A 12,510-nucleotide genomic window follows, 5' to 3' on the forward strand; every position below is an offset into this window, starting at 1 on the left:
ACATTGCTCAAGAACCTGCCCCTTGAGCTTCTGCGCAGGCACGATAATCCCCCATTATCGTACGGGAAGGCAGAGGAAGGACTCATAACGCCGTTCTGAATGGCCAGGTTCGGCCGGGAGCGGAATGGTAGCTCCCAAGCTTGAAGTTACGAAAGCTGCCTGCCGCTAATTCGCGGAGGTGCAGGAGCTTCCCCGACCTCTTCGGCAATAGAGTACTCGTCCTCCACCACGACGATGTGCCGGCTCCGGAGCGCCTCACCTGCCGCGCTCATGATCCTACCTCCTCCACGACCCTAAACGCTCCGGCGGGGAGCGAGATGGAGCAGCGCACCCCGTCAGGGGTGAACTCCAGCGCCGTCTCCGCGCGCATCTGATAGGGCAACGCCCGGGTGATGAGCTCGCTCCCATAGCCTCGGCGAACGGGCGGGCCATCGGGCATCGCTACCCCGCTCTCGCGCCAGGCAATGACCAGCCGAGCCCCGTCCTCCGCATCCTCGACCCGCCAGGTGACGGAAAGCCGACCCGTTGGCTGCGCGATGGCGCCGTACTTCACCGCGTTAGTGGCCAGCTCGTGCAGCGCGAGCGCCACGGGCTGTGCGCCCTCGCCGGGCAGGTCCACGGGCGGGCCCTCGACCGTCACCCGGTCCGATGAATCGTCGCCCGCGGCCTGGATCTCAGCCTCGACGAGGTCGCGCAGCGCCACCCTGTAGCGGCTGCTCCGGGCCAGGAATCCCTGCACCCGCCCGAGAGCGGCCAGGCGCCTATCGTACTCGTCCCGCCCCGGCTGCGGTGGGATTGAGCGGCGAGCGACGTTGCGTACCACCCCGAGCAGGTTGCGCGTGCGGTGCTGGAGTTCGGCGACCAGCACGGTCTGCTCGCCCTGGAGCCGCTTAAGATCCCCGATGTCTGTCGTCGTCCCGAGCCATTCAACGATGCGGCCTTCCGGCTGCTCGGCGGTCGGGCCGTTGCGAACGGGCAGGGAGCGGGTCTGATGCCAGCGCCAGGCGCCGTCGGATGCGCGCCTCACTCGGTGCTCCACGTCCAACTGCCCGTGCCGCCGCGCCGCGTGCCAGGCCGCCATTGTCCGTGCCCCGTCCTCGGGATGCACCGCATCGAGCCAACCCAGGCCGTGGCTCTCCTCGTCCGACTGTCCCGTGTAGTCCTGCCACTGCGGGGAGGCCCAGGTCCACTGTCCCGCGTCCCTCGAGCGCCAGACGAGCTGGGGGATGCCCTCGGCCAGCGTCTGGAACCGCTCCTTCTGCGCCTCGAGCGCCGCCGTCGCGTCGTGGATGTCTGTCACGTCCTGCACGATGCCGCCGATCCAGGCGATGCCCCCGGCTTCATCCCGAATGGGGAACCCTGTGTCACGGAGGTGCACGACGCGGCCGTCCGACGGGCGAAGCACCCGGTAGTGAACGATGGCCATCTCTCCCGCGAGGGCGCGCGGCATGGCCCGCATCGCCTCCACCCGGTCCTCGGGATGCACGAGTTCCGCCCAGCGGCGGAGGTCGGCGGTAATCTTCGCCCGATCCTCCCCAAACATCCTTTCAAAAGCGGGCGAGAGATACTCAAGCCGCCTCCCGTCAGCGCTCACGATCCAGATCACGTCGGCCGAGTTTTCCGCAAAAGCCCGGAACCGGTTCTCGCTCTCCCGCAGCGCGGCCTCCGCCCGGACCCGCACCAGGTCGGCCCACAGCCGCTCGGCGACCTCCCGCACGAGTTCAATCTCGCCCTCGGTCCAGCGGCGTACGGCGTGCTGGTGCACGCTGACATTCACCACGAGCCTGCCTTCGACGATCAGTGGGACGCTGAGCAACGCCTTCACGCCGAGCTCCGCGATGGCTTCGAGGTCGGTCCGCTCGAAGGGTGGGCCGGTATTCTCTATTCGGACCGTCCGACCGGCCCTGAGATCGCGCAGGATCGGTCCTTCGTAGTCCGCCAGCCGCATCACTGTCGGGAACGGCGTCGCGCCGTCAGCGAACCAGCCATGGAAGATGTGGGCGAGGCCTCGCCCCTCGTCGAATTCCGCAACCATGATCCGCGAGGCGTCCAGGCGCTCGCCGAGAAGGCGGCAAGCAATTTCGACCATCTCCTGCGCACCCGGTTGCGCACGCATGGCATCGCCGAGCGTGAGCAGGAAGGCTTGGCGCTCCATCGCCCCCCGCAACGCTGCCTCAGTCCTCTTGCGCTCGGTGATGTTGGTGAAGAGCACCGCGACGCGGTTCCGATCACGGTCCAAGGTAAAGATGTTGAGGTCGAAGGTGCGGCCGAGCGTCGGCTCGTCCTCCTCCACCCGGATCGACCGCCCGGTGTCGAGCGCCTGGCCGTAGAACTGGGTCCAGCGCGGATTGGGCGTTCCGAGCAGTTCCGAGGCGGTTTTACCGACCGGCCAGGGCATGGCCGTGTGCTCCAGGAAGGCCGGATTGACCTCGAGGAACCGGAAGTCCGCCCACCGGCCGCCATCGTCCTTCAGAACCTCGACGACGGCGTAGGCTTCGTCCATGCTCTCGAAGAGAGCGCGATAGCGCTTTTCACTCTCGCGGAGTGCGTCTTCGGCCCGCCGGCGATCAGTGACGTCACGCCAGAATACGGCCGAGGCGCCGTCCGCTGCCGGGAACGCCCGCATTTCCAGCCACCGGGAGCGCCCCTGGTCCCAGGCGTACTGGTGTTCTAGCGAGACCGGCACACGCTCAGCCATGGCCTTCCTGAGAAGCCGCCCCACCTCGGACTGCTCACTGCCCGGGTAGACCTCCCAGTGCGAGCGCCCGACAACCTCGTCGCGGGGACGTCCGTCCAGGCGCAGGGCTTCGTGATTATGTTCTAGGATGGTGAAGTCGGGGGCAAGCAGGCCGAAGCCCTCGCCCATGCCGTCCAGCACGCGGGTGAGCCGCTCTTCGCGCTCCGTCAGCCCGTTGCGCGCCTGCTCTCGCTCTGCCGTGACGCGCAGGCGGTCGATGACCGGCCCCAGCACCATGGAGTAGGTCTTGAGGAACTCGATGTCTTTCTGGCCAAACTCTCGTGGCTCACGCGCGTCGACCTGCAGGACTCCCCACGGCCTCCGGCCAGGCAGCAGGATGGGCACGTTGACCAGCGCGACAACGCCGTGGTCGTGCAGGAAAGACGGGAACTCGAAGCGTACCTCGTGCGCGATATCGTTGGTGATGACCGGCTCTGTTTTCTCGATCGCATAGGCCTCGGACGAGCGATCGCTCAGGCTGACATGCTCGTGGCCGACGATCCCTGGGCGCCAGCCGACACCGGCCCGCACGAAGCCCGTGTTCGTCGCCCGGTCGATCTCCATGACCTTGGCCAGATCGGTGCCCAGGGCCCCGGCGATAAGACGGCAGCCCTCGGTAAGGATCGCGTCCAGATCCTCGTGGTCGAGCACGAAGTCTCCGAAGTCAGCCAGCACACGCTGGCGCCTCATCATCGCGTCCTGCTTGGCCATTCTCCTCATCCGCCTCCTAGGCCAATCCAGAGAGCGTAACGCTCCAGCCAATGCCGGGTCGTTGTGGGAAAATCCTGGCCTGTCCAGGGCCGCAGGACGGGATTGCACCTGCCCTTCCATCCTGCCGCTGCTGTTCACTTCTCGACCCACCTTCCCCACCCGTTCCCCGGCTCGCTGGCGCCCCGCGCCTATTCGACCTAAGGGCAGGCACGATGTCCCGCCGCGTTCTCGCTCTCCTCCTCTTCGCTGCCACCCCTGTCGCCGCCCAGGACGAGCCGATCGAACTCGCCGATGACCCGTTCGAGATCACCGATCCCATCGCCGCCGCCCCCGGCACCGCCGAAGTCGGCTTCGTCGGCATCTATGAGCGCGCGCGCCAGGGCCGCGTCCGCGACACCGGCGCCATCCAGACTGAATACGAGATGGGTGTCCTTCCCCGGCTGGAGCTCCGTCTCGGCCAGACCGGCGCCTACGGCAATCTTGAGACCCGGCGTCGCCTCGGCACCGCCGTCGACCTCACCGACGGGGACGCCCTGCCGCAACAACAGGAAGAGCGCGAGCGCGCCCGCGCAGGCGGCACCAGCGGCCTCGGCCTCCTCTACCAGCTCTCCGAGGATCGGGGCGCCGCCCCCGCAATCGGCCTCCTCGGCCGCGTCCGCACGATCTACGGCCCCGGTCGCACCGCCTACGAGGCGGAGGGCGTGGCGCTCGTTGGCAAGACCTTCCGACCGGGCCGCCTGCCGCTTGGGATCCACGCCAATTTAGGCTTGACCACCCGCATCGATCCGCAACCCGGAGATCGCCCCAACCGCTACCTCTTTAACGCCTCCATCGGCCAGGCCGTCACAAGCGACCTGGCCCTCGTCCTCACCTACGCTCTCTCGCAGCAGGAGCGTGGAGACCGGGACTTCAGCCTGCTCCAGGTTGGCTTTCGCCATCGCCTGCCAAACGGCGCCGTTGTCGGGGTGGCCGGAGGCGCTGGGCTGAACCGCGATACCCCTGCGCTCCAGATATCGGTCGCCGTCCAGTTCGCCATAGGGAACTAGGTGCGACACACCTACCAGCGGTTGTAAGAAGGCGAAGGATGGCGTCGCCTTCTCCCGCCGATATTGACCCAGTGCAGTCGTTGAACCCCCCGCCCACTCTGGAGCGAGGTGATCGTGATTGCTATGATGCGGCAGGATTAGAGCGCCTGCCGGCTGCCTCTGCCGGCTTCTCTCGACCAAGGCCCCGGTCTTGCCCGTGGACAGGAGGTTGGCCGACGGCCTCGGCACGCGGAGAGGCCCGTTTTGGAACGCTTACTCCGTCTTCTCGCCGGCCGCCGCTGGCCGGCTGCCAAGCGCTACGGCGCCGCGGCGATCATCGTGCTCGCCGCCACGGCGGTTCGGAGCATCCTTCCGGCACCCGATCTCCCGTTCCTGTTCTTCATCCCGGCACTGATGGCGGCGGGCCTCACCCTGGGACGTGGCCCCGGGTTCTTCGCGACCGGGCTGTCCATGATCCTCGCCGCCTCCTTCTTCCTCGCGCCCGTCTTCAGCCTCGCCCTGTCGCCACAGGATTGGCTATCGACCCTGCTTTTCGGTGCTGTCTGCCTCGGCATTGTTGCGGTCTGCGACGCGCTGGGAGCCAGTCTCCTCAGCCGTGAGGCGAACCTCGCGGAACTGGCCGCGAGCCGCGCTTCCCTGGCTGCGAGCGAAGCTTTTCTGAGGAGTGTCCTGGCTGCCTCCGCCGATTGCATCAAGGTGCTCGATCTCGACGGCAATCTCGTCTTCATGAGCGATGGCGGCCAGCGCGTCATGGAGGTGAGCGACTTCAACCTCATCCAGGGCTGCCCTTGGCCCGACTTCTGGCACGGCGAGGGGCACAGCGAGGCCAAGGCGGCTGTAGCCAGGGCGCGGGCGGGGGAGCGCAGCCATTTCCGCGGCCACGCCACCACCATGGCCGGCACACCTCGCTACTGGGACGTGCTGGTCACGCCGATCTTCGGGCCGGACGGCAAGCCGGAGAAATTGTTGTCGGTGTCGCGGGACGTCACCGACACGCGAACGGCCGAGGATGCCCTGCGAGACAGCGAGGCCCATTGGCGAGGGCTATTCGAGCGGCTGCGCGAGGGCATCATCCTGGGCGAGCTGGTGCGCGATGCCAGGGGTCAGGTAACGGACTGGCGCTACCTCGACGTGAACTCGGCTTGGGCCGAGCAGGTCGGCTTGGATCAGAGAAGCGCTGTCGGCCACACCGTTCGCGAACTCTTACCCAGCATCGAGCAGGCCTGGATCGATGAGCCGGCCCGGGTGGTCGAGACTGGCGAGCCCACGACCTTTGTCCGGGAAGTAGGCGGCATCGGCCGCTGGTTTGAGGGGCGCATGTACCCGATCGAAGGTGACCGCTTCACAGTCATCTTCCAGGAAGTGACGGAGCGCCACCTCGCCGGGCGGCGCCAGACGGCGATCATGCAACTGGGCGACCGTCTCCGCGACCTGACCGACGGCGAGGCCATGGTCATGGCGGCCTGTGAGACGCTTGGCACCACGCTCGACGCCATGCTGGTGGGCTACGGCGACGTCGACCCGGTCCGGGAGACAATCACCGTGGAGCACGATTGGACGGCCGGCGGGGCCGAGACCCTGGCGGGCACGCTCCACTTCCGGGACTACGGCTCCTACATCGAGGACCTCAAGGACGGTCAGACAGTCGTGGTCACCGACTGTCGCACCGACGCCCGCACCCGTGCCCACGCGACGGCCCTGGAGGCGCGGAGCGCTCGGGCCTTCGTCAACACGCCCCTGTTCGAGCGCGGTGCCTTCGTGGCGATGCTCTTCGTCTGCACCGATCAGCCACGGGCCTGGAGAGCGGAGGAACTCGCCTTCATCCACGAGGTGGGGTCACGACTGCGCTCAGCCGTCGAGCGGGTCCGGGCCGAGGCGGCGCAGGAGGTCCTGAACCAGGAGATCTCCCATCGGCTGAAGAATACCCTGGCCATGGTGCTGTCGATCGCCGGGCAGACCCTTCGGCCGGTCCGTGACCGCGAGCCGGTCAACGCCTTTGAGAGGCGTATCCACGCCCTCTCCTCCGCGCATGACGTGCTGCTGCAGAAGAACTGGGCCAGTGCCTCGGCCCACGAGGTGGTGCGGGCTGCAATGGCCGGCTCGGGACAAGGTGACCGCTACGAGATGCACGGCGCCGACGTGGAGCTCGGGCCGCGCTCCACATTGTCCCTCTCGCTGCTGCTGCACGAACTGGCGACCAATGCCGCGAAGTACGGCGCCCTGTCGGTGCCGGGAGGCCGGGTCAGCATAGAGTGGCGGGCCGAGGGAGACGGCGACGACGCTCAGATCGTCTTCGAGTGGACGGAACTCGGCGGCCCTGAGCCCGCCGCGCCTGTGGCCGGCGGCCGGAAGGGCTTCGGGTCGCGGTTGATCCGGATGGGGTTGGTGGGAACGGGCGGGGTCGAGCTTCGTTATCCGCCTACAGGATTTCGGGCACTTATGCGGGCGTCGCTCGCCCAGCTGCGACGTTCGTGAGGGAGTAGATCGTGGGTCAGGCAGCGCCCCCGGGCAGACCGGTCGTTCTCGTGGTCGAGGATGAACCGATCCTGCGGATGATGGCGGTGGATGTGGTCGAGGAGGCGGGCTTCGAGGCGGTCGAGGCCGCGGGCGCGGAGGACGCCGTCGCCATTCTGGAGACCCGGCCCGACATCCGCATCGTGTTCACAGACATCGACATGCCCGGCGGAGCCGACGGCATGAAGCTGGCGGCGATGATCCGCGATCGCTGGCCGCCGATCGAGATCATCATCATCTCGGGCAGACGGACGCCGCGCCCCGAGGACATGCCGGCTCGCGGCGTGTTCTTCTCGAAGCCTTACAAGCGCGAGGAGATTGCCGAAACGATCCGGCGCCTCGCTCCGTAGCGGTCTGACCTGCTCGGAATACGGGAAGGCGGTCAAAGCCGGGAGCCGGTTTGTACCCAACCCAGTTGTCGCTGTTTACCGAGGTCACGTCCGCTCTCGGAACGTCAGCCAAGGCATCCGAACGGCCGGGACAGGCGCAAAGCAACATCAGAACTGGCTGGCTGACCAAGTCCGCCTTCCCCCAGTCGTCCATCGCGCCTTGCTGTGTTGACGGTCAGACCTGCTACCGGACCTGCTCCGCCACCTTGTTCCAGATGCACTGAGGGCGGCAGGGGAAGGGGAGGGAGCCTCATCCAGATCCATGCGGCACTCTATCGCAGGAAGTTCTGTCCGGAGAGCGGGATTGCACCGTTGCTGGCTACGGTTTAGTTCAGCCGCAGCCTGTTCCACCGCCGCACTTGACCCGAACTTGACCTCCCATAGCACGCCGGATAGCCGGGTCTGGCCGGAAGCAGCCCGGCAGCTACGGGGTGGCCGTCATGCGAAAGCGGACCTTCCTCGCTGGAGGACGGAACCGCTGCTGGCGATCCGCACCAGACTTTCGAGCAAGGCGGTGCACGGTCGTCTGCCGCACGGTTCAAGTATCCGGACCCGATCCGGGGTGCATCGGCGCGCCGAAACCGCTGGGCCCCTTCCGGGCCCTCTCGAGAGGAGACCGCCGTGCCCGCACCCGACGTGCCACGCCCGGACCACCCCCTCGCCGCGTGTGCGCGAGGCAGAAACCCAGGCGGGCGCCGGCGACCCGTCGGGGCTGCGGGACCTTCAGCCCCCGGACATGGTGGTCCACGCGCCCGGGACTTCGATCCTCGACGGCGACACGCGCAGGCGCGAGGCGCTCTACGCGCAAAACCGGGCCATGGCCGACGAGGGCCGATGCCACGGTGGAGCATCGATTTCGCCCGTCGCGAGTTGACCTGATCCAGACGATGCTGGAGCGGCGCTGGCGAGGAGCGTAGGCCTGGGGCATCGAGGAGGGGGAATGCCCGACATCGGTCAGATGGAGAAGCGCCAGCAAGCGCTCGCTGATTTCGGTGAGTTCGCCTTGCGTTCGGACGACCTCGACGCGGTGCTGACCCGGGCCTGCCGGCTCATCGCCGACGCTCTCGGGACGGGGCACGCCAAGGTGCTCGAGATCGAGCACGAGAGGGGGACCCTCTTCGTGCGGGCGGGCGTGGGCTGGGACGAGGGCGTCGTCGGGCGTTTGCGGCTTCCGATGGGCGAGCACTCCTCGGAGACCTACTCCGTCGAAAGGGGCGAGCCGGTCATCACCAACGACTTGGCGAGCGAGAGCCGCTTCGACTTCCCGGCCTTCCTGAAGGACGCCGGCGTCCAGGCGCTCGCCAACGTGCCGATCTTCCTCCCCGGCGGGCGGCCCTTCGGCCTGCTTCAGGTGGATGCCTCCGAGCCGCGCGCCTTCGGTGATGCCGACAGCCAATTCCTGCGCACCTACGCCACGATCCTCGGCCCGGTGATCGACCGCTTGCTCAAGGTGCAGCGCCTGAGCGCGACCGAGGAAGCGCTTCGCGAGAACGAGGCGCGCCATCGCCTTCTTCAGGCAGCTTGGGAGGCCGACGGCAGTGGCCTGGTTGTCGCGGACAGCCCGAGCTGGCGCGCTTACACCGGCCAGACCTTGGAGGAGTGGCTCGGCTACGGCTGGCTCGACGCAGTCCATCCGGATGACCGAGCCTATGCCGAGCGGCAGTGGCGGGAGGCGGTCACGGTCCACGGGCTCGTGGATGCCGAGTTCCGGCTGCGGTCTCCCGATGGCGGCTGGCGCTGGACCAACATCCGTGCCGCTCCCGTACTCGATCCGGGCGGAAGGATCGAAAAGTGGGTCGGGATCAACGTCGACATCGACGCCCGCAAGCGCGCCGAAGCTGCGCTGCGGGAGAGCGAGGAGCGGGGGGCCTTCCTGCTGGGACTCGCCGACGCGCTGCGGCCCCTCGCGGATCCTCCTGAGATCATCCGGGTAGCCGTGCGGCGGCTGCGCGAGGCGGTGGGCGCCAGCCGCGCCTACTACGCGGAATGGCCGCGCGGCGTGGATTACTGCGAGATCTGGGGCGACGACGCAGCCCCGGGTCTCCCGAGCCTCGTCGGGCGCTACCCGAACGACGCCTTCCGCCTCATCTACGACCGCATACGCGACGGGCGGACCTGGGTCGTCGAGGATGTGGCCGATGGCACGTTCGCCGCGGCGGAGAGGGACTACTGCCTCGCGCACGGGGTGGCCTCCTGGGTCGACGTCCCTCTCGTCAAGGCCGGCGAGCTTCAGGCGGCGCTGTTCGTGGTCGAGGACAGGGCGCGGCGCTGGACCGTGACGGAGACCGCGCTCGCGGAGGAGACGGCGGAACGGACTTGGGCGGCCGTGGAACGTGCCCATGCCGAGCGCGAACTTCGCGAGAGCGAGGAGCGGGGAGCGTTCCTGCTGGAGCTGAGCGATGCGCTTCGACCCCTCGCCGACGCTCGAGAGATACAGGCCACCACGACCCGGCTGCTCGGCGAGCACCTGGGTGCCGACCGCTCGATGTACGCGGAGGTGACGGGCGAGCCTGGCACGGAGAGAGGGGTGATCCGTGGCCAGTTCATCCGGCCCGCGGCTCCCGGCCGGCCTTCACCGGCCCCCTTCCCGGATCACTTCAGCTACGAGACGTTCGGGGCCGAAGTGATGGCGAGGCGCTACAGCGGCGAAGGGCTCGCCGTCGCGGACGTGAATGCTGACCCGGGGTTCGACGAGACGGAGCGTGCGGCATGGGCCGCGGTCGGCGTTCAGGCGGCGATCGTCGCGCCGCTCGTCAAGGACGGTCGGCTGGTCGCGGAGCTCGGCGTGCACTCCGGGACGCCGCGCGCGTGGACCGACGCGGAAGTCTCGCTCGTGCACGAGGTCGGCGAACGCACCTGGGCCGCGGCAGAACGCGCCCGGGCCGAGGCGGCGCTCGCCGCGAGCGAGGACAAGCACCGCACCCTGTTCGAGACGATGGGCCAGGGCTACAGCGAGCTGGAACTCGTGCGTGATGCACAGGGGCAAGCGGTCGACCAGCTCTATCTCGAGCTGAACCCGGCCTTCGAGCGACTTTTCGGCACGCCGGTCGCCGCCGCGAGAGGCCGAACGGCGAGCGCGTTGTTCCCCGATCTCGATCCGGTCTGGACGCAGCACTTCGCGAACGTTGTTGCCACGGGGGAGCCGCAGCGGATCGAACACCGATTTGGCTCGGATCGCTGGTTCGAGGCCGTTGCCTATCCGAGGCAAAATGATCGCGTGGCGGTGCTCTACGAGGAGGTCACCGACCGCAAGCGCGCCGAGCGGGCGTTGCGTGCGGGCGAAGAGCGGTTCCGGCTTCTCTTGGAGAGCGTCCGGGACTACGCGATTTTCACCACAGACCGGGACGGGCTCATCACCTCCTGGCCGTCCGGCGCGGCCGCCGTGTATGGGTGGTCGGAGCAGGAGATGCTCGGACGCTCTGTCGACTTGACCTTCCTGCCTGAGGATGTCGCCAGTGGCGCTCCGCGTGACGAGCGGGACACCGCCGCACGGACGGGGCTGGCCCCCAACGTCCGCTGGCATCAGCGCAAGGATGGCGCGCGCATCTTCATCGAGGGCTCGACCCAGCCTCTCGTGGGCGCGGACGGTCAGATTCGCGAGTTCATCAAGATCGGGCAGGACGTCACCGAGGTTCGGCGGACGCAGCAGGCCCTGGCCGAGGGAGAGCAGCGGCTGCGCACCCTGATGGAGGGCATCCCGCAGCTCGTGTGGCGCTCCTGTGACGAGGGCCGCTGGACCTGGTCGAGCCCGCAATGGCAGGCGTTCACCGGCCAGAGCCCGGTGGAGAGCCTGGCGCTCGGCTGGCTCGACGCCATCCACCCCGACGACCACGACGCGACGATGCGGGCCTGGGAAGCGGCTCGCCCCCACGGCAGGCTCGACGTGGAATACCGAGTCCGCCGCGCCGCCGATGGCGCGTATCTCTGGCACCACACCCGTTCGGTACCGGTCCGCGACGAGGCGGGCCGCCTTCTGGAGTGGCTCGGCACCACCACCGATGTGCAGCAGCTGAAGGAGTTGCAGGAGCGCCAGGAGGTGATGGTCGCCGAGCTCCAGCACCGCACGCGCAACCTCATCGCGGTCGTGCGCTCCATTGCGCAGCAGACCATGGAACAGACCGGTCCGACCGAGAGGTTCCGCGAAGAGTTCAACCACCGGCTGGAGGCGCTCGCCCGCGTGCAGGGCCTCCTCTCCCGCTCTGACGAGGAGCCGATTACTATGGACGGTCTGATCCACATGGAGCTCGACGCGCTCGGGGCAAGGGCGGAGCCCGGCCGCCTCGACGTCGACGGCCCCTCGGTGCGGGTCCGCCACTCGGTCGTGCAGACGCTTGCCCTCGCACTCCATGAGCTTGCCACGAACGCCCGCAAGTACGGCGCCCTCTCGAACAGCGATGGCCGGCTCACCGTCACGTGGCGGACCTACGGGGAAGGGAGGGGAGAGCGACTCGCGCTCCAATGGGCAGAGAGAGGCGGTCAGCCGCCCAGCAACAACGGTGATGCCCCTCGTGGCTATGGGCGCGAGCTGATCGAGCGCGCCCTGCCTTACAGCCTCAATGCCAAGACCTCGTTCGAGCACGACGAGGCGGGCTTGCGCTGCACGATCGACATGCCGCTCGAGCGGACCAGAAGTCGGAGACGCTCCACATGACCTCCCGTCTCGCCGGCCTTCGCCTGCTCGTCGTCGAGGACGAGTACTTCCTGGCCGACGACCTCAGCAAGGCGCTGCGGGCCGAGGGAGCCAAGGTGATCGGACCCGCGCCCAGCGTCGATGCAGCGCTCGACCTCCTCGACGAGACCGATCAGCTGGACGGGGCCGTGGTCGACATCAACCTGCAGGGAGAGACGGCCTACCCTGTCGCGGACGCGCTGATGGACCGCGCGATCCCCTTCCTGTTCGCGACCGGCTACGATGCGGTCCACATCCCGCGCAAGTACGGCAATGTGCCCCGGTGCAAGAAGCCGACGGACGCGGCGGAAGTTGTGCGCCGTCTCCTCGGCTGAACGAGCCGCGAACTCGTGTCGCGGCGCAGGCGGAGCAAGTAAAGGCAGTTGTGGCCTGCTGGGACAACGCTCAATGAGGCGGGCGGGTCCGCCCCTTGGCGCAACTTCG

The 12,510-nt window shown here is 68.1% G+C and carries 6 protein-coding genes; 5 read left to right on the forward strand and 1 reads right to left on the reverse strand.

Annotated features, from left to right (window positions below; genetic code table 11):
- Window positions 1-268: 268 nt before the first annotated feature.
- On the reverse strand, window positions 269-3,448 hold the full coding sequence (locus D9599_RS23690) for a PAS domain S-box protein (RefSeq protein WP_198383769.1): 3,180 nt from the start codon (window positions 3,446-3,448) through the stop codon (window positions 269-271).
- A gap of 212 nt (window positions 3,449-3,660) precedes the next feature.
- Here D9599_RS23690 and D9599_RS23695 point away from each other — a divergent pair, with 212 nt between their 5' ends.
- From D9599_RS23695 to D9599_RS23715, 5 genes are all read left to right on the forward strand, one after another.
- Window positions 3,661-4,494 (forward strand): hypothetical protein, encoded by an 834-nt coding sequence (locus tag D9599_RS23695; protein WP_198383770.1) that lies wholly within the window; start codon window positions 3,661-3,663, stop codon window positions 4,492-4,494.
- Between the two features lie 243 nt (window positions 4,495-4,737).
- A complete protein-coding gene (locus tag D9599_RS23700) occupies window positions 4,738-6,969 on the forward strand; it encodes a PAS domain-containing protein (protein WP_198383771.1) in 2,232 nt (743 codons plus the stop codon).
- 11 nt (window positions 6,970-6,980) lie between these two features.
- Window positions 6,981-7,358, forward strand: a complete 378-nt coding sequence (locus tag D9599_RS23705; RefSeq protein ID WP_309228698.1) for a response regulator — start codon at window positions 6,981-6,983, stop codon at window positions 7,356-7,358.
- Window positions 7,359-8,337: 979 nt separating this feature from the next.
- On the forward strand, window positions 8,338-12,048 hold the full coding sequence (locus tag D9599_RS23710) for a PAS domain S-box protein (RefSeq protein WP_198383772.1): 3,711 nt from the start codon (window positions 8,338-8,340) through the stop codon (window positions 12,046-12,048).
- On the forward strand, window positions 12,045-12,401 hold the full coding sequence (locus tag D9599_RS23715) for a response regulator (protein ID WP_198383773.1): 357 nt from the start codon (window positions 12,045-12,047) through the stop codon (window positions 12,399-12,401). The genes D9599_RS23710 and D9599_RS23715 overlap by 4 nt, the downstream gene beginning before the upstream one ends.
- Window positions 12,402-12,510: the final 109 nt, after the last annotated feature.

The sequence above is a fragment of the Roseomonas sp. KE2513 genome, assembly GCF_016107305.1.
Lineage (GTDB): Bacteria > Pseudomonadota > Alphaproteobacteria > Acetobacterales > Acetobacteraceae > Roseomonas.

What these genes read in the sequence shown, in the direction of transcription:
- D9599_RS23690 (WP_198383769.1), bottom strand. Translation starts at nt 3,448, where the DNA reads ATGGCCAAGCAGGACGCGATGATGAGGCGCCAGCGTGTGCTGGCTGAC.
- D9599_RS23695 (WP_198383770.1), top strand. Translation starts at nt 3,661, where the DNA reads ATGTCCCGCCGCGTTCTCGCTCTCCTCCTCTTCGCTGCCACCCCTGTC.
- D9599_RS23710 (WP_198383772.1), top strand. Translation starts at nt 8,338, where the DNA reads ATGCCCGACATCGGTCAGATGGAGAAGCGCCAGCAAGCGCTCGCTGAT.
- D9599_RS23715 (WP_198383773.1), top strand. Translation starts at nt 12,045, where the DNA reads ATGACCTCCCGTCTCGCCGGCCTTCGCCTGCTCGTCGTCGAGGACGAG.